The organism is Microbulbifer rhizosphaerae (assembly GCF_014191725.1).
GTDB classification, from domain to species: domain Bacteria; phylum Pseudomonadota; class Gammaproteobacteria; order Pseudomonadales; family Cellvibrionaceae; genus Microbulbifer; species Microbulbifer rhizosphaerae.
The window spans coordinates 1-23,263 of sequence record NZ_JACHWZ010000014.1 but is presented as its reverse complement, the minus strand read 5'-3'; the positions used below and the strand labels follow the sequence as shown (position 1 = coordinate 23,263).

Here is a 23,263-nt window from a genome sequence, read left to right as displayed (position 1 = left end):
TAGCGAGCAACATAACAACAGTGGAGGGGCAAGGTCTTGTCGTCGGCGAATATCTTCCGCAGCGGTGGTCTTGTGCTGGCGTGCCTGTTGTGGCTGGCCGGTTGCGGCGGCAGTGCCCCGCCGCAACCCCAGCCGGCGCCGCAACCTCAGCCGGTGGAGCCGCGGGGGCCGTCGCCGGAGGAGATCCGCCAGCGGGCGGTGAATTACTTCCTGCAGCGCGCCGAGGAGGCGGAGCGGAAGGGGTTCCTCACCGAGCCCGCAGGAGCCAGCGCCTTCGATCACTACCTGAGAGTGCGGCAACTGGACCCGGGCAACACCCGCGCCGCCAGCGGCATCCAGAGCATCGTGCTGGAACTGGTGGCGAGCGCCCGCGATGCCCTGCGCCGGCGCGCCTTCGGTGAGGTGAACAGTTTCCTGAACCGCGCTGAAGAGCTGGCCCCGGGCAACCCGTTGACTGCGGAAGTACGCGCACAACTGGCCCGCGAGCGCAGTCGCGCCAGTGTAAACCTGCCTGAGGGGGAGTCAGTGCCCCTGCCCGCGGCGCAACTGGCGGCCCGCTCCGACGCGATAGTTGAACTGCTGCGCAATACTGCGCTGCGCATTCGCCGCGAGGAGCTGCGGGTGATTATCGTCGCCCGCAACGACGCCGAGGGCCGCTGGGTCTACCAGCAGCTGCGCGAGGCGGTGCCCGGGTACCGGGTGCGAGGGGATATCAAACTGGGTGCTTCGCCCCAACTGCTGCTGACACAGCCGGCGCGGGAGGGGGGGCAGTGAACCGGACCGCCGCGCTCCTGCTGGCTACCCTGTTGCTGGCCGCCGTCTCCTGCGCAGAGGAGGGACGGAAGGCTCCGCTGCAGGTCGAGGGCTATGCCCGCGAGACGCCGCCCGGTGTGGAAATGAGTGCGGCTTACCTGGCGCTGCACAATCACAGTACGGCGACGCGACGCCTGCTCGCGGTGGAACTGCCGGGCCGGGCCCAGGCCTCCGCCGACCTGCACACCACCGTCGAGGAGGGCGGCGTCAGCCGAATGCGCCCTCTGGAACTGCTGGAAGTGCCCGCGGGCGGCAGCCTGCGCATGGCGCCTGGGGGCGTGCACTTGATGCTGCACGGGGTGCGGCTGCGCGCCGGCGACCAGTTGCCGCTGCGGCTCCGTTTTGCCGACGGCCAGGTGATCGAGATTTCGGTGTCGGTGCGCAAGCTGCGGCCCACTGCCGACTCCCATCGCCACCACCACGGATAATTTTCACTCTGGAGGAAGTCATGAAAAAATTGCTGTTGTTCCTGGGAGCCATTGCTCTCGCCGCCTGTGCCCACAGTCCGCTGCAGATCCGCTTGCAGCCCCAAGTGGAAGTGGCGCCGGACACCATCGGCGCCGGCCACACGATCAATGTGCGCGGTGCCAACAAGCTGCCCGGCGGTGGCCTCGGCTCCCTGGGCGGTGTCTATGCGGATAGTTCCAACGTCACCCTGGCCAACGACGTGGAAACCGCCATGGCGAACGCCCTGAGCGAGGGCTTTGCGGCCTGGTCTTTCCGCCCGGTGGAAAGCGGAGCGGCGGATGTCCATGTAGTGGCCAACCTGACCGGGCTCAGCTACGACAGCCCGAACAAGCTCTATACCAGCAAGGTAAACACCTCCGCCGAAGTGCAGTTGCAGGTGACCATCGGCGGCGCCACCTATTATGGCAATTACAGTACCAGCGGCGTGGACCGGAGCCTGGTCAAGCCCGACCGCGCGGAAGTGGAAGCACGGGTCAACGGCCTGCTCAGCACTACCCTGCAGCGGGCTTTCGCCGACGAGAAGCTGAAGAGCTTCCTGCGCCAGCATCTCTGAGCCCGTGCCCAGCGAAGGCTGTGTTTTATGTTGTGTGACGGAGTTGGCAGAGCTGCGGTATCGCCGGTCGGGCAGAGCCGCCGGCTTCTATCTCTGTTCCCCCTCGTCCGACACAAGACACAAGAATAAGGCGTGGACTTGTACCTTTGACTGAATTTGATCCGAAATCCGTCGAGTACCTCGGCCTGCTGACCCAGGTTGAGGACGAGCTTCTGCCCGGCGGGCAACTCAGCCTGCAGGCGGCGGAGGTGGCCCTGGGCGAGATCGCCGACGGTGTGATAGTGACCGATGCGCGGGGCCGGGTGATCTACAGCAACCCGCTGGTGAGTGAGATGACCGGCGACCTGGTGGGATTGCTGCCGGGCCAGTTGCTCAATGACAGCCTGCAGCTCACCGATAGGAACGGCGCGCCGCTGCCGCCGCTGCTGCCCGCCACCGATCCCGCCGATCTGCCCAGTGTGCGCGAATTCCGCGCCTGTATCCTGCGTATCGACGACGGCGCCGAACCGGTAGAGGTGAACGTGCAGGTTATCGCGGTGCGCGAGGCCGCGGCGCTGAAGAGCTTCGTGCTGATACTGCGCCACACCACTGCCGCGCGGCGCATCTCCTCCCGCCTCAGCTGGCAGACAAGCCACGACCCCCTCACCCGGCTGCCCAACCGGCAGTTTTTCGAGAGCGAGCTGCAGCGGGTACTGTCCCTGTGTGTCGACAAGCGCCAGCACCATGTGCTGCTTTACCTGGATGTCTACCAGTTCAAGGTGGTCAACGATACCCTGGGCTACAGCGCCGGCGACCAGCTGTTGGTGCAGCTGGCCCAGTTGCTGCGTCGCTGCCTGTCCGGCGGCGACCTCTTCGCCCGCGTGGGCAGCGACGAATTCGCCGTCCTGCTGCGCGACTGCACTGTGGAGGAGGCGCGCCGTGTCGTGCTGCGTCTGCTCGATGCGGTAAACGGCTTCGCCTTCCGCTGGGAGGGCAACGACAGCCGCGTGGCGTTTTCCATCGGTGCAGTGACCGCGGACTGCCACGCGCCCGCTGCGAGCCAGCTGCTGGCCTCCGCCAACGACGCCTGCTGCGCCGCGCGCGACCAGGGGCGCAACCGGGTCAAGCTGTTCAGCGACTCCCGCAAGGTGCTGGAGAAGCGCCGCCAGACCACCTGGGTGGCGGAGATCAACGCCGCGCTGCGGGAGGATCGCATGCTGCTCTACCGCCAGCCGGTGGTGGCACTGCAGGGGGGGCAACGTATCCACCACTACGAAATACTGGTGCGTATGCGCGGTCGCAACGGCGATATCATCTCCCCGGGAATGTTCCTGCCGGCGGCGGAGCGCTACGGCCTGATCGAGGAGGTGGACCGCTGGGTGATCCGCAAGGTCTTCGCCTATATGGCCCTTGAGCAGCGCCTGGGAGAGGGCGGCTTCAGTTACGCGATCAATATTTCCGGCATCAGCCTGGGGGACGAGACTTTTGCGGACTATGTGCTGCAGGAACTCACCGAGGCCGGTGTGGCGCCCTCGCGGGTGCAGTTCGAGATCACCGAGACCAGCGCCATCGACAACCTGGAGCGGGCGCTGATCTTTATCCACAAACTGCGCGCCGCCGGTTGCAGCTTTGCCCTGGACGACTTCGGCCGCGGCGTCTCCTCCCTGGCCTACCTGCGCCAGCTGCCGGTGGATTTCCTGAAAATAGACGGTAGCTTCGTGCGCAACATGCTCGAGGATGAGATCGACAGCGCTATTGTCAGCACCGTCGACCACCTGGCCAAGCGGATGGGGATCAGCACCATCGCCGAATACGCGGAGACGCCTGAATTGCTGGAGAAGCTGCGCTTGATGGGGGTGGACTACGCCCAGGGCTTCGGCATCGCCGCGGCCTCCTCCCTGCCGGAAATATACGGTAACAATGCGGAATGATGACTAACCTGCCGGGAGCAGGTTTGGACACCGAAGGTGCCCGAGGGCGAGCGCCGGGGATGGCGCAAGTCCATGCGGAATGCGGAGTGTCTCTCCGCGATACGATTCAATATTCCGCATTCCGCATTCCGCATTCCGCATTCAGCAGCTCCCCGTGCTGTTCCGGCCGCAGGCGCGGCCCATACTGGCTCACCACCCGGGCCGCCGCGCGGCAGGCCAGTTCGCCCGCCTCGGCGAAGGGCATGTCCCGGTTAAGACCATAGAGAAAAGCCCCTGCAAACATATCCCCGGCGCCATTGGTGTCCACCGCATGTACTTTCGGAGACGACACCCGGTACTGCTGCCCGCCGTCCCACAGCAGGGCACCCTCGGCGCCCAGGGTGATGGCGAAACTGCGGCAGTGCTCGCGCAGGGCCAGCGCGGCGCTCTCCACCGAGTCGGTACCGGTGAAGCCCAGGGCCTCATCTCGGTTGCAGAACAGCAGGTCGACACCGCCGCCGATCATCGTCCCCAGGCCGTCGCGGAACAGGTGCACCATCGCCGGGTCCGAGAGGCTGAGGGCGGTTTTGACCCCCGCGGCCTCCGCCTGCTCGCGCAGGGCGATGGCGGCGGCGCGGCCGGTGTCGGAGGACACCAGGTAGCCCTCGATATAGGCCCAGCGGGAAGCGGCCAGGGCAGTGCTGTCCACTTCGGCCACCGACAGCCGCTCACTGATGCCCAGGAAGGTGTTCATACTGCGCTCGGCGTCCGGCGTGATCAACACCAGGCACTTGCCAGTGGTACCGCCATCGGCACTTTCCAGTACCCGCGGATAACCCACCCCGGCGGCATCCAGGTTGGCCAGGTAGAAGTCGCCGTTGTCGTCCGACGCCACCTTGCAGGAATAGAAGGTGCGCAGGCCGAAGTAGCTGGCGGCGATCACGGTATTGGCGCCGGAGCCTCCGCAGGCGCGGCTGGCGGCCACCAGGTGGTCGGTAAGGTCGTCCACCAACTGGCGTTGGCGGGTGTCGTCCACCAGAGACATCACCCCCTTTTCGACCCCCAGAGTCTCCAGGTCGCGGTCCGAGACTTCGATTTCCGTGTCGAGCAAGGCGGCGCCGATGCCGTAGAGATCGTACTGATGCATGCTTTCCCCTGGGATTTTCTTTCAAAAGGCGCATTATGGCGGCCCGCCGGTCGAGTGCAACAATTGACAGTTTGCTCTCAAGCCTTATAAAAGGCGCCGGTGAACCAATCGGCAAGCCTCCTATCTATAGTTCATTTGATAAGTCTGGTATTTCCTTAATATATGGCATCCACAAAGCGCCGGCGCAGCAAAGCGTCCAAACCCGGAAGATTTCGCCGCTGGATGGTCCGCCTGGGCCTCCTGGGGCTGGTGGGCGCGCTGGTGCTCGCGGGCTATATGGTGTTCCTCGACGTCCAGCTGCGCGAGCGGCTGGATAGCCGCCAGTATCAGCTGCCCGCGCGGGTGTTCGCGCGCCCGCTGATATTGAAAGAGGGCATGGTGATGCGCCCGGACGAACTGGTGACAGAGTTCGAGGCGCTCAACTACCGGGAAAAGGACCAGCTGAGCGAACCCGGCCAGTGGTCCCGCGAAGGCATGGACTACCGGGTATGGCGGCGGGATTTCGTGCATGCGGATGAGCGAGAGCCGGCGGCCCAGGTCAGCTTCCGCCTGCGCAATGACGAGCTCAGCAACCTGCGCGGGGAAAACGGAGAGCGGCTGAAACAGTTCCGCCTGGATGCGGCGCCCATCGGCACCCTGCTGGGGGGCGGCGACGACCGCACCCCGGTGCGCTTCGCGGATATCCCGCCGCTGCTCGGGGCCACCCTGATCGCGGTGGAGGACAAGGATTTCGTACATCACTTCGGTGTCTCGCCGCGGGGTATAGCCCGCGCCATGGTGGCCAACGTAAAGGCCGGCAGGGTAGTTCAGGGCGGCAGCACCATCACCCAGCAGCTGGTGAAGAATATCTTCTTCGACCACGATCCCAGCCTCTGGCGCAAGTTCAATGAAGCGCTGATGGCAATACTGATCGAACTGCATTACGACAAGCCCTACATACTGCAGGAGTACGTCAACGAAGTGTGGCTGGGCCAGCAGGGCAGCCGCGCCATCTACGGTTTCGGGTTGGCCTCCGAGTTCTATTTCCAGAAGCCGCTGGACACCCTGGAGCCGCACGAGATAGCCCTGTTGGTAGGCTTGGCCAAGGGCGCTTCCTACTATAACCCCTGGCGCAATCCGGAGCGGGCCCTGGAACGGCGCAACACCGTGCTGGACGTGATGTTGGAGGAGGGGCTGATCTCCGCCGGGGAACACAAGACCTACACCGCCGAACCCCTGGGAGTGGCAACCGCCGGCGCCTCTGCGCAGAATCCCTATCCCGCGTTTACCGAACGCCTGCTGGAAGAGATGCGCCCCTACTACTCCTACGAGGAACTGCGCACCGCCGGCCTGAGGGTCTATACCACCCTCGCGCCCTCGGTGCAGAAGCTGGCCGAGGATGCAGTGAGCGGGGGAGCTGAGAGGCTGGAGAAAGATCGCGGTATCCAGGCGGACTCCCTGCAGGCTGCCACCGTGCTGCTGGACAGCTACAGTGGCGACGTGCTGGCCATGGTGGGCGACCGCCGCCCCAACTACCCGGGCTTCAACCGCGCTCTGGAGGCCCGGCGCCAGGTGGGGTCTCTGATCAAGCCGGCGGTGTACCTCACCGCCCTGGAACGCCCGCACCGCTACAACCTGGCCACCCTGATCGAGGACGCGCCCATACGTGTCGAGGGCGACAACGGCAAGGTGTGGATGCCGGCCAACTTCAGCAACCGCAGTCACGGGCAGGTGCCTCTCTACGTGGCGCTTGCAAACTCCTATAACCAGGCCACCGCGCGCCTGGGCCTGGACCTGGGGTTGGAAAACGTGCGCCAGACCATCCGTCGCCTGGGGGTGCAGGCGAACCTGCCGCGGGTGCCCTCGCTGTTTTTGGGCGCAGTGGAACTGACTCCGTTCGAAGTCGCGGGCATGTACCAGACCATCGCCAACGGCGGTGAACACGTGGAGCCCCGCACCCTGCTGGCGGTGTCCGATGCCGAAGGTGAACAGGTGCAGCATTTCCGCCGCCGCACCAACCGCGGCGTGGACCCGGTGCCCGCCTACCTGCTGCGCTACGGTCTCGAACAGGTGATGCGCGAGGGCACCGGCAAGAGCGCCTACCGGCGGTTGCCGAGCAGTGTCCCCTTCGCCGGCAAGACCGGCACCACCAACGACTACCGCGACAGCTGGTTCGCGGGCTTCTCCCCCGGCGTCACCGCGGTGGTCTGGCTCGGCCGCGACGACAACGAGCGCACCAGCCTCACCGGTGCCACCGGTGCGCTCACCATCTGGACGGAGATTATGCGCCAGTTGCCCCACCGCCACGGCCGTATCGAGCCGCCGCGGGGGGTGGAGTTCAAGTCGGTGAATGCCCGGGGGCAGTACATGGACCCGCGCTACTGCCAGGGGGGTATCGAGCTGCCCTTTTCCTATGAGACCCAGTTGGAGCCAGCTCCCGAATGTGTCGGCCGCGACCGCTGGCGCTGGTTCCGCGACCTGTTCGGCCATGAGGAGGGGGAGGCAGCACCTCGGGAAGAAATGACACCCGGCTGGGGAATAGATCCGCGGGAGCAGCAGCTTCGTGAAGAGCGCGAGCGCCAGTTGCGGGAACAGCTGCGCGGCGACGACGAAATGCAGTGGCCGGAGGAGGAGGAACCCCTGGATATGCCGGGCACTGAGGAGGAGCAGCTAGAGCGCCTGGAGGAGGAGCGCCTGCGGCAGGAGGAGCTCCACCTGGAAGAGGAGCGCCGCGCGGAAGAGGAGCGGCGTATCCTTGAGGAGCGCCTGCGCCGCGAAGAGGAATTGCGCCACAGCCAGCAGCCGGGCGCCCCGGTGGAAGAGGCCGAGCCTTGGCCGCCGGTGGAAGAGGACGAGCCCTGGCCGCCGGAGGAAGAGGAACAGTGGCCCTGATTGCGCCGGGGCCAGCCGAGCGGGGGTAGCGGTGAGCGAATTTCTGTCTTCCGCCACCGGCGCGCTGCTGGTGGCTACCTCCACCTTCAGCCTGATCGCGCTCTACCTTTTGCCGGGCCTGCTGGCCCGCTGCGCCTTTCAACCCTATCGGGTCTGGCGCGGCGAGCAACTGGGTTCGCTCGTCCTGGCGGGTTTCGTGCACGCCAACCTGCTGCACCTGGCGGTAAACATGTGGTGCCTGTGGGTGTTCGGCCCGCCGCTGGAGCGGCAGATAGGCACGCCCGCATTCGCGCTGCTCTACGGGTTGGCGCTGGTGGGGCTGGTCTTTGTGGCAGTGTTCGATCCGGGTGTCTGGAAACGGCTGCAGCTTTAATCCTGCAGTAACCGCGCCGCCTCTTCGGCGAAATAAGTCAGCATCCCGTCCGCCCCGGCGCGTTTGAACGCCAACAGGGATTCCATAACCACTGCCTCCCGCGCCAGCCAGCCGTTTTCGAAAGCGGCGCAGTGCATGGCGTATTCGCCGCTCACCTGATAGGCGAAGGTGGGTACGCGCAGTTCGTCCTTTACCCGCCGCACCACGTCCAGGTAGGGCATGCCCGGTTTGACCATGATCATGTCCGCGCCCTCCTGAATGTCCAGGGCGCACTCGTGCAGCGCCTCGTCGCTGTTGCCCGGGTCCATCTGGTAGCTGGACTTGCTGCCGCCTTTCAGGTTTGCCGCGGAGCCCACCGCATCCCTGAAAGGCCCGTAGTAGGCGGAGGCGTACTTGGCCGCATAGGACATGATCAAAGTGTTTACACAGCCCTCCCGCTCCAGCGCGCTGCGGATGGCGCCGATGCGCCCGTCCATCATGTCCGAGGGCGCTACCACGTCGGCGCCGGCGGCGGCGTGGGACAGGGCCTGCTGCACCAGCACTTCCACGGTGTCGTCGTTGACGATGTAGCCGCTGTCATCCATCAGCCCGTCCTGGCCGTGGCTGGTAAAGGGGTCCAGGGCCACGTCGGTAATCACGCCCAGTTCCGGCGCGGCGTCCTTGAGTGCGCGCACCGCGCGCTGGGCCAGGCCGTCGCTGTCGTAGGCGGCGCGGGCGTCGTCGGACTTGTGCGCGGCGTCCACCACCGGGAACAGGGCCACCGCGGGAATGCCCAGCTTTACCAGTTGGCGGGCTTTTTTCGCCAGCAGGTCCACGGTGAGGCGTTCCACTCCGGGCATGGAGGCCACCCGCTGGGTTTCATTGCGGCCTTCGATCACGAACAGGGGCAGGATCAAGTCGTCGACGCTCAGGCGGTTTTCTCGCACCAGGCGGCGGGAGAAATCCTGCGCGCGCAGGCGGCGCAGGCGGGTGTTGGGGTAGGCGCCGCGGTGAAGGCTGATACTCATAGGGAAAATCACTCCGGCTGGGACGAGGCGGCAATCATAACAAACAGGCCGCCACTCAGCTCAGATGCTTTACCAGCGCCCGCCCCGCGGCGGCGATATGCTGTTCGAGTATTTCCGCCGCTTCCTCCGTATCGCCCCGCTGCAGCGCTTCCAGCAGTGCGTAATGCTCCCGCTGGCTGGTGTGCTGGTAGTCGAGACTGCGGGACTGGTAGCCGATATAGCGCTCGCACTGGCGGTGCAACTGCTCCACGGTGGCGAACAGGGTGGGGCGGCCGGCGGCGCGGTAGAGGCAGGTGTGGAACTGCCAGTTGAGCGCGCCTATTTCCGAGGCGGGGAGCGTTTTCTCCTCTTCCATACCGTCCAGGATATCCCTGGCCCTGCCCAGGATTTCGGCGTTGAGCTTCGGTGCCGCCAGGGTCTGTAGAAGTGGTTCAAGGCGCATGCGCATCAGGTAGATGTCCTCCACCTCAAGCGGATCGAAGCGGGGTACGGCGACGCCGCGCTTGCCGTGGTCGGTGAGCCAGCCCTCGTTTTTCAGGCGCTGGATCGCATCCCGCACCGGGATGCGGCTGACGCCGTACTGCTCGGCCAGCTCCGTCTGTTTGAGCACAGTGCCGGGAGGGAAGCGCCCGCTCTGCAGATCCGCCTTGAGCTGTTGGTAAAGACTCACTTATCTGCCTCTTTCGAACAGCCGATAGGCCAGCATGCCGCCCGCCAGGCCCCAGAAGGCGGCGCCTATGCCCCAGAAGGATATCCCGGAGGCGGTGATCAAAAACGTGATCAGTGCGGCTTCCCGGCTGTGCTCGTCCCCGGTGGCAACCGACAGGCTAGCGCCGATGGTGCCGATCAGCGCCAGGCCGGCGAGGCTGGCCACCAAAGCCTCGGGAAAGGCACTGAATAACGCCACCACGCTGGCGCCGCAGAGTCCGGCCAGCAGGTAGAAAACCCCGGCGGCGATGCCGGCGGTGTAGCGTTTGGCCGGGTCCGGGTGGGCCTCCGGTCCGGTGCAGATGGCGGCGGTGATGGCAGCGAGATTGAACGCGAAGCCGCCGAAAGGGGTCAGCAGCAGCGAGGTCAGGCCGGTGCCGCTGATCACCGGCGAGATGGGCACGTCGCCGTAGCCGCTGGCCTGCAGGGTGGCGACGCCGGGGATATTCTGCGAGGTCATGGTGACAATAAACAGTGGCAGGCCGACACCGATGAGGGTGGACCAGCGGAACTCGGGGGATACCCACACCGGCTTGCCGAGCGTCCAGTGCAGCTGTTCGAAGTGGATCAGGCCCAGCAGCCAACTGGCCCCGAAGCCCGCTGCCAGCACCAGGATAATCGCGTAGCGGGGGAGCCAGCGCCGGCCGGCCAGGTAGCAGGCCAGCATAATGCCCACCAGCGCCGGCTGGGTCTGCATTGAGGTGAACACCGACAGGCCGAACTGCACCAGGATTCCCGCGAGCATGGCGCTGGCAATGGGCATGGGGACTTTGCTCATCAGCTTTTCGAAGCTGCCGGACAGTCCCAGCAGCAGGGTGAGCAGAGCGCTGAACAGAAAGGCGCCGACCGCCTCCGCCATGGGGATGCCCACCAGGCTGGTGGCGAGCAGGGCGGCGCCGGGCGTGGACCAGGCGGTAATCACCGGCGCCTTGTAATACCAGGAGAAGGCGATGCAGGTGAGCCCCATACCCAGGCCCAGGGCACCGATCCAGGACACCATCATCTCTTCAGTCGCCCCCGCTGCCTGGGCGGCCTGGAAGACGATGGCCACGGAGCTGGCGAATCCCACCAGCACGGCGACGAAGCCGGCGCTGATCGCGGACAGGCCGATATCGGAACGGAGGGAGTGGGACAAAATGTATACTCAATTAAAAATGTATACATTTATCATAGCCACAACGGACCCGAATACAACCCTTGCGATGGAACGTAGCTACGCTTTGCCCATCCTACACAGTCAGAGTCCGCCGCAGGATCAGTCGGCCAGTTCGGCAAACACCTTTTGTGCGGCGGCGATGGTGCGGTCGATATCCTCGTCGCTGTGCGCCGCGGACATAAAACCCGCCTCGTAAGAGGCGGGTGCAAGATAGACGCCCTGTTCCAACATGCCGTGGAAGAAGCGGTTGAAGCGTTGGTTGTCGCAGGCCATCACCTGCTGGTAGTTGCTCACCTGCGCCTCTTCGGTAAAGAAGAAACCGAACATGCTGCCGACTTTGTTGGCAGTCAGCGGAATGCCTGCTTCTTTCGCCGCGTCCAGTACCCCCTCCACCAGGCGGTCGGTTTTTTCCGCGAGCCGCCCGTAGAGGCCGGGCTCCTGGATCAGTTTCAGGGTTTCCAACCCCGCGGCCATGGCCACTGGATTGCCGGACAGAGTGCCGGCTTGGTAGACGGGGCCCAGTGGAGCGATCTGTTCCATCACCTCGCGCCGGCCGCCAAAGGCCCCCACCGGCATGCCGCCGCCGATCACCTTGCCCAGGGTGGTGAGGTCCGCGCGCACGCCGTAGTAGCCCTGGGCGCCGGTGAGGCTCACCCGGAATCCGGTCATTACCTCGTCGATAATCAGCAGCGCGCCGCTGCGGTCGCAGACCTCGCGCAGGGTTTCCAGGAAGCCTGGCAGCGGCGGCACGCAGTTCATATTGCCGGCCACCGGTTCGACGATCACACAGGCGATTTCATTGCCCATCTTTGCGAAGCAGTCGCGCACTGCGTCCGCGTCATTGTAGCTCAGGGTGATGGTGTGGTCGGCGAGCGCCGCAGGCACGCCGGGGGAGGAGGGCACGCCCATGGTCAGTGCGCCGGAGCCGGCCTTCACCAGCAGCGAATCGGAGTGGCCGTGGTAGCAGCCCTCGAATTTGACGATCTTGTCGCGCCCGGTAAAGCCCCGCGCCAGGCGAATGGCGCTCATGGTGGCCTCGGTGCCGGAGTTGACGAAGCGCACCAGGTCCAGCCCGGGCCACAGGCGGCAGAGTTCTTCTGCCAGTTGGGTTTCCAGTTCCGTGGGCGCGCCGAAGCTGAGTCCGGAGCGTGCCCGCTCAATCACCGCCTCGATTACCCGCGGGTGCGCGTGGCCCAGCACCATGGGACCCCAGGACTGCACATAGTCGATATAGCGCACACCGTCTGCGTCGAAGAGGTAGGCACCCTCGGCGCGCTCGATAAAGAGCGGCGTACCGCCCACCGCGCGGAAGGCGCGCACTGGCGAGTTGACGCCGCCGGGGATGAATTGTTGGGCTTGGGAAAAGAGTTGCTCGGATTTGCTCATAGGGCTCTTTAGGGTATTGGGGGAGGTTTGGGTTTTGGTGGGCTATTATCGCGGGCCTGGAGCGCCTCCACAATCCGGGGCTCGGTCTGGGCTCGGTAGCAGAGCCGCCACAGCGCCTGCTACAGGGAAATGGAAGTTAGCGCTTGGTCCAGAACAACCGATTCGGTATCGGCCGCCCCATGCCCAGCCGGCGGCTGTCGGCGATGGCGTTCCAGGTGAACTGCTGGCTGCGGCTGACGGCTTCGATCACTGTGAGGCCGTGGGCGATATGACAGGCGATGGCGGTGGCCAGGGTGCCGCAGGAGCCATAGGCGGCGGGGGGCAGTTGCTTCCAGTGGAACTGGCGCACCAGGCCGCGCTCGTCGTAGAGGCGGTTTTCCAGCTGTTTGTCGCAGGCGGGCACGCCGGTGAGCAGCAGGTAGCGACAGCCGCTCTCCAGCAGTTCCTGGGCCATGGCGTCGAACACATCCGCCTCCACCGCCATGGCGCGGGCTTCGCGGCGGTTGGGGCAGACCATGGTGGCGTAGGGCAGCAGCAGGGAGCTGGCGGCCTCCCACAGCGGCGGCGCCAGCAGGCTCTCCTTGTCCGCCAGGGTGGCGTCCGGGTCGATTATCACGGGGATCTGGGGGTAATCCCGCAGCACGCTGTGCAGCGCGCGCACGTTTTCCACTGAGCCGAGGTAGCCGATCTTGATCGCTGCAATCGGCATATCCTCCAGGATCGCACGGGCCTGTTCCACCAGCAGACTGTCGTCCACTGGCGCGACGCCCAGTAATTCCCGGGTATCCCCCACACTGATCGCGGAGACCACCGAGGTGATGTGGCAGCCGAGGCTCACTGCGGTCTCTGTATCTGCGGTGAGTCCGGCACTGCCGCTGGGGTCGTGGTGGGTTACTGTCAGGACGATGGGTTGGGATGTGTCCATGTCGCTTCGCGGGTAGCTGCTGGTTGGATAATTCTAGCAGCCCGGCGGCCCTGGCCGCCCGCACTCGTCGCAGCCGGCGGATAAAACGGTATCCGCCTAGCTAGAAGGGTTTCACTATCGCCAGTATTGCGATGGCCACCAGTGCGATCACCGGCAGCTCGTTGAAGACCCGGAAGTAGCGCCCGCTGCGGGTGACGGTGCCGGCGGCAAACCGGCGCACATAGACGCCGCAGGCGTGGTGGTAACCGATCAGCAGCAGCACGAACACCAGCTTGGCGTGCAGCCAGCCGGCGCTCTTGTAGTAGTCCCAGTTGAAGCTCAGCAGCCAGATGCCCAGCGCCAGGGTGGCGATCATCGACGGTGTGGCGATGCCGCGGTAGAGCCTGCGCTCCATAATGCAAAAGCGGTCGCGGCTGACCGCATCGGTGGCGTCCTTGTGGTACACGAACAGGCGCGGCAGGTAGAAGAGCGCGGCGAACCAGCAGACGACGGCGACCAGGTGGAAGGCTTTGACCCAGAGCATTATTCGGATCCTAAAAGGTTATTTGCGGTAAAAGTTGTCGATATGCTGCGGCAGGATAATGCCGGCGACATCTCTGTCCAGTGTTCCGCCGCGGCCGCGGTCGACGTAGAGGGCATCGGCGCCGCTGGATTCCAGGTGCTGCTGGGCTTCCAGCAGGGTGGCGCGCCAGTTGAGCGGTGCCAGTTGCAAACGCTCGCCGGGGAGCTTGAGCAGGTCCACCGGCGGTTTCTCGCCGATGGTTTTCTGCTCCCTGCCTTGTTCCCGCGCCTCCGCCAGCCGCTGCATGAAGCTGGCCAGGTCCGCCGCGCGCAGCAGTTGCGTCGGCTCCCCGGGGAGATCGATCACAATCCACTGGGGATGCTGCTCGATCAGGCGCACTGCGTCCTCCTCGACGATCTCCCGGGGCGTCACCGCGAAGTGCCGGTCCATGACGCTGGCCACTCCCACCCGGCTAAGCATCTGCTGGCGCCAACTGGGGGTGCCGCTTTTGCCCAGCGCGCGCAGGGTTTCCTGGAAGATCCCCTCTGTGCCCAGGAGGTGCCGGCTTACCACGCAGGCCACCACGATCATCATCATCCCGGGGAAGAGCACATTGGGGTTGTAGGTGAGTTCGAGAATCGCCAGCAGTGCCGCAAGGGGGGCATTGAGCAGCGCGGCCATCATCGCCGCCATGCCCACCATGGCGTAGAAGCCGGGGCTGGCGGTGGCGTCGCCTAAAAGGAAGTTGGTGAGGCCGCCGGCGATTCCGCCCATGCAGGCGCCGAGAAACAGGCTGGGGCCGATCACCCCGCCGGGAATGCCCAGGCCGCTGGCCAGGGCGGTGGCCACCAGCTTTGCCGCCACGATTGCGATCAGCGCGCCGAGCCCCAGCTTGCCCAGCATTGCCATTTCCAGGGTGTCGTAGCCGGTGCCGAGAATCTCCGGCACCCAGATGGCCAGTGTGCCGGTGACCAGGCCGGCGGCGAGGAAACGCAGCAGAGGCGACTTGCGTTGCAGCGGCGCCAGCCGACGCTGGGCGCGGATAAACAGCCCCGCCAGCAGGCCGATCGACAGGGCGCACAGGAACAGCAGTGGAAGCTCCGCCAGGGAACTGAGCTGGATTGCGGGTACATTGAACGCCGGCTGGCTGCCGAAGGTGATCCGCGTCACAGCGCTACCGGCCACCGCCGCCAGTATCACCGGCAGGAAGCCGGCTACCGAGTACTCCATCATCACCACCTCCATCGCAAACACTACGCCCGCCAGCGGCGTGTTGAAGGAGGCTGCAATGGCGGCGGCCACGCCGCAGCCCAGTAGGCTGCGTACGGAATTGTTGGGCAGCTTCAACCTGCCGGACACCCAACTGCCGCTGGTGGCACCCAGATGTACCGCTGGCCCTTCGCGCCCCACGGAGTGGCCGCTGAGGAGCGCGACGGCACCGGCGAAAAACTGTAGCAGGGCGTTGATGCCGGGCATCTGCCCCTGGTGGTTGTGCAGCCGGTCGAGCACGTGAACCACGCCCACGTAGCGGCGGTTTGGCTCGAGCAGGCGGTATATGCCCGCCAACACCAGAGCGCCGATCAGCGGCAGTGCGAAACACCAGTGCGGCGGCAGGGATTCAAAATGTCCCGGCGCTGTCAAAAACCATTCCGCGGGCCATTCGCTGAGGTAGCGAAAGCCGATGGTGACCGCGCCGGCGCAGAAACCGATGAGCAGCGCCATCGCCAGCAGAGGCGCCAGTGCATCCTGGGAGGAGAGTTCCAGGCGGAGTTTTTCCAGGCCGCGCTCCCCGAGCGGCCAGTTCGGCGGTTTGTTTTTGACGGAAATCCGGGGGCGCTGTGACACCGCACATCCTTATCGGATAGAAGCTTGTGGTAGAGTGCCGAACCATTATACAGATAGCTTCAGCAAAGGAGTTTTGGACAAGGTGATCAAGGTAGCAATTGTGGGCGGTACCGGCTACACGGGAGTGGAGCTGCTGCGCCTGTTGGCCGGGCACCCGCAGGTGGAGTTGACCGCTATCACATCCCGCGCCCTGGCGGGCACTCCGGTGGCGGAGCTGTTTCCCAGCCTCCGCGGCCATTGCGAACTGGCCTTTTGTGAGCCGGATATCGACCAGTTGTCCCGCTGTGACCTGGTATTTTTCGCCACTCCCCACGGTGTCGCCCAGGCCCAGGTGCCGGAGCTGATGAAGCGCGGTGTGCGCGTGATCGACCTGTCCGCGGATTTCCGTATCACGGATGTCCCCGCATGGGAGCAATGGTACAACCAGCCCCACGGCGCGCCGGAACTGGTGGAGATGGCGGTGTACGGCCTGCCCGAGGTCAACCGCGACGCGATCGCCGGCGCCCAACTGGTGGCCTGTCCGGGCTGTTATCCCACTGCGATACAACTGGGCTGGATTCCCCTGTTGGAGTCGGATGCGGTGGACCCGCAACAGCTGATCGCCAACGCCGCCAGTGGCGCCAGCGGCGCCGGTCGCCAGGGCAAGACCGAGCTGCTGCTGGCGGAGACCAGCGACAACTTTCGCGCTTACTCCGCTGGTGGCCACCGCCACCTGCCGGAGATCGAACAGGGGCTGCGCCGGGCGCAACCGGCTGGCAGTGCGGAGGCGCGGGTGACCTTCGTGCCGCACCTGCTGCCCATGATTCGCGGCATTCACGCAACCCTCTACTCCACCCTGCGGGGCGGCCGGGAGTTGGAAGAGCTGCAACAGCTGTTCGAGCAGCGCTATGCCGACGAGCCCTTTGTGGATGTGATGCCCGCCGGCAGTCATCCCCAGACCCGCAGTGTGCGCGGCAGCAACATGTGCCGGATTTCCCTTCATCGGCCCCAGGGGCGGGATACCCTGGTGGTGCTCTCGGTGATCGACAACCTGGCCAAGGGCGCTTCGGCGCAGGCGATGCAGAATATGAACATCATGTTTGGCCTGAATGAGGCGCTGGGGCTGGAGAGCCCGGCGTTGCTGCCTTAGAATCGGCAGACTCCGACGGGCGATAAACGATAACAACACAGCGGATTCCAATGGCGCGGAAAAAAGTCAAAGGCAGCAAGCAGTACCGCATGAAGGTGGTGCCTCACCGGCCCTTTTTCGGAGTCTTTTCCGTGTTGGGGGTGGCGCTGCTGGTGCTCGCTACATCGGCTGCCGCCTACTTCGCCGGCCAGCACAAGATGCGGCTCGGTCTGGACCGGAAAACCCAGGCGCACGAGGCGGCCGAGAGCCATCTGGACAAGTTGCGCAGAGAGAACGAGGAGCTTCGCATGCGCGTGGCGACCGCGGAGCAGTCGGTGGCCATTGGCGAGCAGGCCAATGAGAAAGTGCGCGCGGAGTTGGTGGAGAAGGAAAGCCTCATCGCCGAACTGCGCCAGGAAATCTCTTTCTACCGCGGCATCATGGCCCCCGCCGACGGCAGCGAGGGTGTCTCCATCGGCCGCTTCAGTATTTCCCAGACCGGCGATGCGCGCCGCTACCAATACAAGCTGCTGGTACAGCAGTCGGCGGCCCGCCACAATGTGGTGACCGGCAGCGCCACTTTCACTGTTGTCGGTACCGAGGCGGGGCAGCCCAAACGCTATCCGCTGAGCACGTTGTCGCAACAGGTGGACAGTGAGTCGATACCACTGCGTTTCAAGTATTTCCAGAATATCGAGGGAGAGCTGCATCTGCCCCCGGACTTTGAACCGGAAGGGGTGGAGTTGACGCTCAAATCCAGCGCGCGCAAAGGCTTCAACATCGAGCGGCGCTACGGCTGGCTGGTGCAGAAAACATAGATAGCGGAGTAAACCAGACTCCGTGAAATGAGAGGTTTCATTTGACTTATGTTGAGAAAAAAAGAGAAGGCAGTTATGGCGAGCTCCGGTGGTAACAACACAACCCTGATCGCGCGGCACACCGAGGTGGCGGGCGACCTGCACTTCCGCGGCAATCTGGTGATCGAGGGCAAGGTGCGAGGCAATGTCAACGCGCACAGCGACAGCGATGCGCGCCTGCAGATCGTCGAGGGCGGTATCGTCGAGGGTGAGATCCGCGTGCCCCACGTGGTGATCAACGGCAACGTGAAGGGCGATGTACACGCCACGCGTCACCTGGAGCTATCCTCCAAGGCGATGGTGGAGGGCAATGTGCACTACAAGCTGATCGAGATGGTCAAGGGCGCCCAGGTGAACGGTTCCCTGGTCTCCAATGTAGAGATGGATTCTGCCGGCGAGCCGCGCATGCTGGAATATTCGGAAGAAACGATAGTGGATGTAGACTAAGCTCGTTTACCAGCGCACCCCGGCAATACTTGACTGTATTGCTGGGATTTAAGGATAATGGCCTCCAATTCGCACTGTATACTTTTTGTTCGGTGCGACCTCTTATTGGTGTCGAGAGAAACCTATGTCAGAAGCTGTTTCCTTTTCTCCCGAGCCGGTTGTGGTGACCGACCAGGCGGTAGCCAAGGTCAAAAGCCTGCTGGAAGACGAGGGCAACCCGGAACTCAAATTGCGGGTTTTCGTGACCGGCGGTGGCTGCTCCGGTTTCCAGTACGGATTTACCTTCGACGAACTGGTAGCCGAGGATGACGCCGTGGTCGAGAAAGACGGCATCCAGGTGCTGGTGGACGCCATGAGCTATCCCTACCTGGTGGGCGCCAGCGTCGACTATGAGGAGGGGCTGTCCGGTTCCCGCTTTGTGGTGCAGAACCCCAACGCCTCCTCCACCTGCGGCTGCGGTTCCTCTTTCTCCATCTAAATTCCCCGCACTCCCTGTAGGAGCGGCCGTAGGTGGGTTCTGTAGCTGGGCCTGTAGCGGCCCTGCTACCGGTGGCTTTTTGCGGGACACGCTGTGAATACATCCTTGTAAGCTCTAATCGGCATCCCTGCCTCATAAGGTCCCGCAAAAAGCCACCGGCATCAGGGCCTTCGCATTTAACTCCAATGTTCTTTTCGAGCCCCGCCTTGAGCCCCGTCAATCAAGCCGGATAAACCCCCCCTAGCACCGTCTCTTCTCGCGCGCCGGTCACACTCGGGCAGTTGCCTGGCAGCCCGCGCAGCGTCTGTCGCGCCAGCCAGGCGAAACCCACCGCTTCCAGCCAGTCGGCGTCTATGCCGTAGCTGCCGGTGCAGGCGATGGACCAGGTGGGCAGGTGCCGGCGCAGACGCGCCAGCAGATCCTTGTTTCTGGCCCCGCCGCCACACACCAGCAGCTCACCGCCATCGGCGAACTGGTGCACCGCCTCGGCAATACTGGCCGCGGTCACCTCCGCCAGCGTGGCCTGTACGTCTGCCGGCGCCAACTCCAACCCGGCGCCGGCCTGCTCAAGCCAACTGGCGTTGAAAATTTCACGGCCGGTGCTCTTGGGGGGCTTGGCGGAGAAATAGGGGTCTGCCATCAACCGGTTGAGCAGCTCCGTCTGCACCCGACCACTGGCGGCCCAGGCGCCGTCGCGGTCGAACGGCTGTCCTTGGTGCAGGGATATCCAGTAGTCGAGCAGGACGTTGCCGGGACCGGTGTCGTAGCCGTAGACGGCTCCATCCGCGGCCAGTTCGGTGATATTGGCCATGCCGCCGATATTGACTACCGCGCGGTTGCGGTCGGTGGCGAAGGCGGCGCGGTGGAAGGCCGGCATCAGCGGCGCGCCGTGTCCCCCTAGGGCCATGTCGCGGCGGCGGAAGTCCGCCACCGTCGTGATTCCGGTGAGGGCGGCAATGGTGTTGGGATCGCCCAGCTGCAGACTGAAGGGCGCGGTAACCGTACCCGGCGGGCGGTGGCGCACCGTCTGTCCGTGGCTGCCAATGGCGGTGATATCGCCGGCTTCGACGCCGGCTCGCGCCAGCAGGGTGTTGGTGGCATCGGCAAACGCCTGGCCGATCTGTCGATCCAGTTGACCAGCGCGGTCCAACTCGGAGGGGCCGGGGGCGCAGAGAGCGAGAATAGCTTCCCGAAGCGGTGGGTCAATAGGATGGCCGAGGGCGGTGATGATCTGTGGATTGAGGGTGTCACCGCTGCCGAAGTCGACCAGTACCGCGTCGATGGAGTCGACACTGGTGCCGGACATCAGGCCGATATATAGATCGGGCATCTGGGAGCGTCCTGTCTCGTGCTAAATAATGAAAAGCGGGCCCACTGGCCGGCCAGATGCGAGGCGCATTTACGCCAGCGTAGTTATTCTACGTCAAGCAAGTCAACGAGATGACCCGGGTTGAAAATGGAATGGCCGCTCCCTGCGAGCTGCGTTAACAGGCCCTAGTACGAGACGGGGCACTAGTTAACGCTTTGCTTGTCGCTGTCCTCTTCTTCGCGGTGCTGGGCCAGGGCCGGCTGCTTAAAGCGCTCCAGCTGCGCCAGCAGCGGCTGGGTCTGGGTCTTGAAGCGGGCCATTTCCGCGGAGGGGATTGATTTGGCCTTGGGCAGTTTGCGCACGATGGTGGCGGGATTGCGGTGGCGGCCGTCGACCAGGAATTCGTAATGCAGGTGCGGGCCGGTGGCGTAGCCGGTGGAGCCGACCTTGCCGATCACCTGGCGCTGTTTCACGCGCTGTCCGCGTTTTACCAGGCGCTTGCTCAGGTGCAGGTAGCGGGTCACGTAGCGCTCGCCGTGCTGGATAAACACATAGTTGCCGTTGGACTTGCTGTAGCCGGCCCGGGTCACGCGGCCGTCGCCGGCGGCGTACACCGGGGTGCCGGTGGGCGCCGCGTAGTCGGTGCCGTTGTGCGGGCGCCGGGTCTTGAAGATGGGATGCAGGCGGCGGGGGTTGTAGTGGGAGCTGATGCGGCCGATATCCACCGGGGTGCGGATAAACGCCTTGCGCATGCTCTTGCCGTCCGGTGTGTAGTAGTTGGTGTCGCCGTTGACGTCGGTGTAGCGCACGGCGCTGAAGGCCTTGCCCTGGTTGGTGAAGGTCACCGCCTGGATGGGGCCGTCGCCGATCTTTTCCCCGTCCAGGAACTCTTCATCGAAAATCACGCTGAAATGGTCGCCTTTGCGGATGTCCAGGGCGAAGTCGATATCGGAGCTGAACACGTCCGCCATGGCCATGATCAGGTTGTGGCTCAGGCCTGCGTCGCTGCCGGCCACGAACAGGGAGCTCTCGATCTCCCCCTGGCGGTAGGCGGTGTAGCTGTCCGCCTGGCGCTGGTGCAGGGTGTACTGGAAGTCGTCGGATTCGCCGCGCTTGAACTCGATCCGGTTGAGCCGGTCGCGGTACAGCTCCAGACTCTGCAGTGCGCCTTCGCTGTCCATGCGGAAAGTCAGCTCTTCCCCGGGGGCCAGTTTGGCCAACTGGCGGGCCTCGTCGCTGCTGGCCAGCAACTGGTACATCTCCGCGCTGCTGACGCCGGCGCGCTGGAAGAGGTCGGACAGGGTGTCGCCGTTCTGCACTTTCAGGTTCTGGCTGCGCAGTTCCCGGCCGGCGGGCCCGTTGTCGACGAAATCTGCTCTGGCGGCATCGCTGTCGATGGAGGACAGGGTTACCGGCAGGGAGTGCCTCTTCGCCTCCACTTCCGGGGTGGAGACAAACAGGGTCAGCGCCAGGGCAAAGCTGGCGGCGCCGGCAGCCAGGGCGTGGGTGCGCGGAAAGTGCTGGCGTAGGGCGCCGAACAGACGCGGCGGCGATTTGCGATGGTTCTGCATGGTCTTAACAGGTGGCGCTATTTGTGATTGTTATCCGGGCTCGCGGCGTCCAATGCCTAAAAAACGAACACTGAGGCGGCTTTATAACAAAAATTCTGTCGCCGTTCACGGGATAATTGACCTGTCCGTCCATGTTTGAGTTCCTCTGCTCTGTTCCCTGGGCAGTGGTGCGGGCGCTTGTATTTGGCGCAATATCCGGTAATGTTGCAGCCCGTTTCGCCGCCGTTCGGCGGCATTGATTAACAGATTCGCACTTGAAAGGGGAAACGATGGCCGGGGTCGACACGACACTGCTTAAAGACTTGGACCGCCGCGGGCTGATCAATCAGGCCACCGGTGACGGCGAGCTGACACAGCATTTGGCGGAGTGCCGCACCCTCTATTGCGGTTTCGACCCCACTGCGGATTCCCTGCATATTGGTAGTTTAGTACCACTTCTCACGTTGAAGAGGTTTCAGGCGGCAGGACACAAACCGATCGCCCTGGTTGGCGGCGCAACCGGCCTGATTGGCGACCCATCCTTCAAAGCGCAGGAGCGCAGCCTCAACAGCCCGGAAGTGGTCACCGGCTGGGTGGAGAAGCTTAAGCGCCAGGTGTCGCAGTTCATCGATTTCGACCGTGGAGAAAACAGCGCACTGGTGGTCAACAACCTGGACTGGACCAAAGATCTCAGCGTGCTCGACTTCCTGCGCGATGTAGGAAAACATTTCTCCGTCAACAATATGGTGAACAAGGAATCCGTCAAACAACGGCTCCAGCGCGAGGGCGAGGGTATTTCCTTCACCGAATTCGCCTATATCCTGCTGCAGTCCATGGACTTCTCCGAGTTGTACCGGCGCCACAACTGCACTCTGCAGATTGGCGGTTCGGACCAGTGGGGCAATATCACCGGTGGCGTGGACCTGACCCGGCGCCAGCACCGCGGCAAGGTGTACGGCATGACCCTGCCGCTGGTGACCAAGGCTGACGGCAGCAAGTTCGGCAAAACCGAGAGTGGCACCATCTGGCTCGATGCCAGCCGCACTTCCCCCTACGCCTTCTATCAGTTCTGGCTGAACACTGCCGATGCGGACGTATACAAGTTCCTGCGGTACTTCACCTTCCTCAGCGTGGACGAAATCGAGGCCATAGAGGGCGTTGACCGCGAGCGTGCCGGCAGGCCCGAAGCCCAGAGTATCCTGGCCCGGGAAGTGACCCGCCTGGTACACGGTGAGGAGGGGCTGGCGGCCGCGGAGCGGATTTCCCGGGCGCTCTTTTCCGGGGAAATTGCCGAGCTGTCGGCGGGTGATCTGGAACAACTGCGCCTGGACGGCCTGCCCAGTTCCAGCCTGCCGGCGGGGTTCGGCGGGCAGAGCCTGATCAATCTGCTGGTGGAGGCGGGAATGGCCCCGTCCGGCAAGCCGGTGAAAGACGCGCTGGGCCGCAAAGCGGTCCTGGTAAATGGTGAGACAGTGGGGTTGGAGAGCAACGCCGAGCCGCAGTCGGTGTTCGCGCCGGCCAGGGCGTTGGCCGACCGCTTCTTTCTCGTGCGCCTGGGCAAGAAGAAGTACCACCTGTTTGAGCTCGCGGGCTGATTTCGCAGGGCAATCCCCGCGTCCTGGAATTATTTTCCACTGTTTGCGGGAAAAACCTTGCACGGCCCCATCCGAGCCCGTATAGTTCGCGCCCTCGCCGCTGAGTAAGCGGCGCGGAGCAAGCGCCAAGTGATTGATTTTCTTAAGAAAATTGTTTCAAAAAGCGCTTGCCAAGGAGAGGGAGGCGGCTATAATGCGCGCCACCTCAGGGGTTGCCGGAGACGGCAGTCCAGGGAAAGCGAAGCGGGTCAGTTACCGAGTTCGACTTCCCTCAAG

Annotated in this window: 21 protein-coding genes; 11 read left to right on the top strand and 10 right to left on the bottom strand. The window is 64.3% G+C overall.

The window, feature by feature from the left end:
* Positions 1 to 36 precede the first annotated feature (36 nt).
* From FHS09_RS14705 to FHS09_RS14690, 4 genes are all read left to right on the top strand, one after another.
* A complete protein-coding gene (locus FHS09_RS14705; protein ID WP_183461231.1) occupies positions 37 to 774 on the top strand; it encodes an N-acetylglucosaminyltransferase in 738 nt (245 codons plus the stop codon).
* Positions 771 to 1,241 carry a copper chaperone PCu(A)C gene (locus FHS09_RS14700; RefSeq protein WP_343057494.1) on the top strand — a complete coding sequence of 157 codons (471 nt, stop codon included), beginning with the start codon at positions 771 to 773 and terminating at the stop codon, positions 1,239 to 1,241. The genes FHS09_RS14705 and FHS09_RS14700 overlap by 4 nt, the downstream gene beginning before the upstream one ends.
* A gap of 20 nt (positions 1,242 to 1,261) precedes the next feature.
* On the top strand, positions 1,262 to 1,834 hold the full coding sequence (locus FHS09_RS14695) for a YajG family lipoprotein (RefSeq protein ID WP_183461228.1): 573 nt from the start codon (positions 1,262 to 1,264) through the stop codon (positions 1,832 to 1,834).
* A gap of 146 nt (positions 1,835 to 1,980) precedes the next feature.
* Entirely contained in the window at positions 1,981 to 3,744 is a 1,764-nt protein-coding gene (locus FHS09_RS14690; RefSeq protein ID WP_183461226.1) for an EAL domain-containing protein, read from the top strand.
* A 106-nt stretch (positions 3,745 to 3,850) separates the two neighbouring features.
* On the opposite strand, the gene FHS09_RS14685 is transcribed toward FHS09_RS14690, so the two are convergent.
* Positions 3,851 to 4,870 carry an adenosine kinase gene (locus FHS09_RS14685; RefSeq protein ID WP_183461224.1) on the bottom strand — a complete coding sequence of 340 codons (1,020 nt, stop codon included), beginning with the start codon at positions 4,868 to 4,870 and terminating at the stop codon, positions 3,851 to 3,853.
* A 162-nt stretch (positions 4,871 to 5,032) separates the two neighbouring features.
* On the opposite strand from FHS09_RS14685, the gene mrcB reads away from it, so the two are divergent.
* Both mrcB and FHS09_RS14675 read left to right on the top strand, forming a co-directional pair.
* Positions 5,033 to 7,741, top strand: coding sequence for a penicillin-binding protein 1B (gene mrcB / locus FHS09_RS14680; protein WP_183461222.1), 2,709 nt, complete (start codon positions 5,033 to 5,035; stop codon positions 7,739 to 7,741).
* A 31-nt stretch (positions 7,742 to 7,772) separates the two neighbouring features.
* Positions 7,773 to 8,114, top strand: a complete 342-nt coding sequence (locus tag FHS09_RS14675) for a rhomboid family intramembrane serine protease (protein ID WP_183461220.1) — start codon at positions 7,773 to 7,775, stop codon at positions 8,112 to 8,114.
* Here the strand turns inward: FHS09_RS14675 and hemB are convergent.
* From hemB to FHS09_RS14640, 7 genes are all read right to left on the bottom strand, one after another.
* Positions 8,111 to 9,121 (bottom strand): porphobilinogen synthase, encoded by a 1,011-nt coding sequence (gene hemB, locus FHS09_RS14670; protein ID WP_183461218.1) that lies wholly within the window; start codon positions 9,119 to 9,121, stop codon positions 8,111 to 8,113. The genes FHS09_RS14675 and hemB overlap by 4 nt on opposite strands.
* A gap of 55 nt (positions 9,122 to 9,176) precedes the next feature.
* The gene (locus tag FHS09_RS23275) at positions 9,177 to 9,791 is read right to left on the bottom strand and encodes an FCD domain-containing protein (RefSeq protein WP_183461216.1); all 615 of its coding nucleotides are present in this window, start codon (positions 9,789 to 9,791) and stop codon (positions 9,177 to 9,179) included.
* On the bottom strand, positions 9,792 to 10,964 hold the full coding sequence (locus FHS09_RS14660) for a benzoate/H(+) symporter BenE family transporter (protein WP_183461215.1): 1,173 nt from the start codon (positions 10,962 to 10,964) through the stop codon (positions 9,792 to 9,794).
* Between the two features lie 120 nt (positions 10,965 to 11,084).
* Complete coding sequence (hemL, locus tag FHS09_RS14655; protein WP_183461213.1) at positions 11,085 to 12,371, bottom strand: glutamate-1-semialdehyde 2,1-aminomutase; 1,287 nt, start codon at positions 12,369 to 12,371, stop codon at positions 11,085 to 11,087.
* 136 nt (positions 12,372 to 12,507) lie between these two features.
* Entirely contained in the window at positions 12,508 to 13,296 is a 789-nt protein-coding gene (gene thiD / locus FHS09_RS14650) for a bifunctional hydroxymethylpyrimidine kinase/phosphomethylpyrimidine kinase (protein WP_183461212.1), read from the bottom strand.
* A gap of 100 nt (positions 13,297 to 13,396) precedes the next feature.
* Positions 13,397 to 13,819: a protoporphyrinogen oxidase HemJ gene (hemJ, locus tag FHS09_RS14645; RefSeq protein WP_183461210.1), complete on the bottom strand. Its 423-nt coding sequence runs from the start codon at positions 13,817 to 13,819 to the stop codon at positions 13,397 to 13,399.
* An 18-nt stretch (positions 13,820 to 13,837) separates the two neighbouring features.
* Positions 13,838 to 15,643, bottom strand: coding sequence for a chloride channel protein (locus tag FHS09_RS14640; protein WP_343057493.1), 1,806 nt, complete (start codon positions 15,641 to 15,643; stop codon positions 13,838 to 13,840).
* A gap of 82 nt (positions 15,644 to 15,725) precedes the next feature.
* On the opposite strand from FHS09_RS14640, the gene argC reads away from it, so the two are divergent.
* The 4 genes from argC (at position 15,726) to erpA (ending at position 18,533) form a co-directional block, all read left to right on the top strand.
* A complete protein-coding gene (gene argC / locus FHS09_RS14635; RefSeq protein WP_183461209.1) occupies positions 15,726 to 16,772 on the top strand; it encodes an N-acetyl-gamma-glutamyl-phosphate reductase in 1,047 nt (348 codons plus the stop codon).
* Between the two features lie 50 nt (positions 16,773 to 16,822).
* Entirely contained in the window at positions 16,823 to 17,569 is a 747-nt protein-coding gene (locus FHS09_RS14630) for a DUF6776 family protein (protein ID WP_183461208.1), read from the top strand.
* A 75-nt stretch (positions 17,570 to 17,644) separates the two neighbouring features.
* Entirely contained in the window at positions 17,645 to 18,055 is a 411-nt protein-coding gene (locus tag FHS09_RS14625) for a bactofilin family protein (RefSeq protein WP_183461207.1), read from the top strand.
* 124 nt (positions 18,056 to 18,179) lie between these two features.
* On the top strand, positions 18,180 to 18,533 hold the full coding sequence (erpA, locus tag FHS09_RS14620; RefSeq protein ID WP_183461206.1) for an iron-sulfur cluster insertion protein ErpA: 354 nt from the start codon (positions 18,180 to 18,182) through the stop codon (positions 18,531 to 18,533).
* Positions 18,534 to 18,753: 220 nt separating this feature from the next.
* Here the strand turns inward: erpA and FHS09_RS14615 are convergent, their stop codons facing one another.
* Both FHS09_RS14615 and FHS09_RS14610 read right to left on the bottom strand, forming a co-directional pair.
* The gene (locus tag FHS09_RS14615) at positions 18,754 to 19,863 is read right to left on the bottom strand and encodes an anhydro-N-acetylmuramic acid kinase (protein WP_183461205.1); all 1,110 of its coding nucleotides are present in this window, start codon (positions 19,861 to 19,863) and stop codon (positions 18,754 to 18,756) included.
* Positions 19,864 to 20,045: 182 nt separating this feature from the next.
* Positions 20,046 to 21,413 (bottom strand): peptidoglycan DD-metalloendopeptidase family protein, encoded by a 1,368-nt coding sequence (locus FHS09_RS14610; RefSeq protein WP_183461204.1) that lies wholly within the window; start codon positions 21,411 to 21,413, stop codon positions 20,046 to 20,048.
* A gap of 269 nt (positions 21,414 to 21,682) precedes the next feature.
* On the opposite strand from FHS09_RS14610, the gene tyrS reads away from it, so the two are divergent.
* The gene (gene tyrS, locus FHS09_RS14605; protein WP_183461202.1) at positions 21,683 to 22,987 is read left to right on the top strand and encodes a tyrosine--tRNA ligase; all 1,305 of its coding nucleotides are present in this window, start codon (positions 21,683 to 21,685) and stop codon (positions 22,985 to 22,987) included.
* Positions 22,988 to 23,263 lie beyond the last annotated feature (276 nt).

Excerpts from the sequence above, each read along its gene's own strand:
- FHS09_RS14695 (WP_183461228.1), top strand. The coding sequence starts at position 1,262 with ATGAAAAAATTGCTGTTGTTCCTGGGAGCCATTGCTCTCGCCGCCTGT.
- FHS09_RS14685 (WP_183461224.1), bottom strand. The coding sequence starts at position 4,870 with ATGCATCAGTACGATCTCTACGGCATCGGCGCCGCCTTGCTCGACACG.
- mrcB (WP_183461222.1), top strand. The coding sequence starts at position 5,033 with ATGGCATCCACAAAGCGCCGGCGCAGCAAAGCGTCCAAACCCGGAAGA.
- hemB (WP_183461218.1), bottom strand. The coding sequence starts at position 9,121 with ATGAGTATCAGCCTTCACCGCGGCGCCTACCCCAACACCCGCCTGCGC.
- hemL (WP_183461213.1), bottom strand. The coding sequence starts at position 12,371 with ATGAGCAAATCCGAGCAACTCTTTTCCCAAGCCCAACAATTCATCCCC.
- thiD (WP_183461212.1), bottom strand. The coding sequence starts at position 13,296 with ATGGACACATCCCAACCCATCGTCCTGACAGTAACCCACCACGACCCC.
- hemJ (WP_183461210.1), bottom strand. The coding sequence starts at position 13,819 with ATGCTCTGGGTCAAAGCCTTCCACCTGGTCGCCGTCGTCTGCTGGTTC.
- FHS09_RS14630 (WP_183461208.1), top strand. The coding sequence starts at position 16,823 with ATGGCGCGGAAAAAAGTCAAAGGCAGCAAGCAGTACCGCATGAAGGTG.
- FHS09_RS14625 (WP_183461207.1), top strand. The coding sequence starts at position 17,645 with ATGGCGAGCTCCGGTGGTAACAACACAACCCTGATCGCGCGGCACACC.
- erpA (WP_183461206.1), top strand. The coding sequence starts at position 18,180 with ATGTCAGAAGCTGTTTCCTTTTCTCCCGAGCCGGTTGTGGTGACCGAC.
- FHS09_RS14615 (WP_183461205.1), bottom strand. The coding sequence starts at position 19,863 with ATGCCCGATCTATATATCGGCCTGATGTCCGGCACCAGTGTCGACTCC.
- FHS09_RS14610 (WP_183461204.1), bottom strand. The coding sequence starts at position 21,413 with ATGCAGAACCATCGCAAATCGCCGCCGCGTCTGTTCGGCGCCCTACGC.
- tyrS (WP_183461202.1), top strand. The coding sequence starts at position 21,683 with ATGGCCGGGGTCGACACGACACTGCTTAAAGACTTGGACCGCCGCGGG.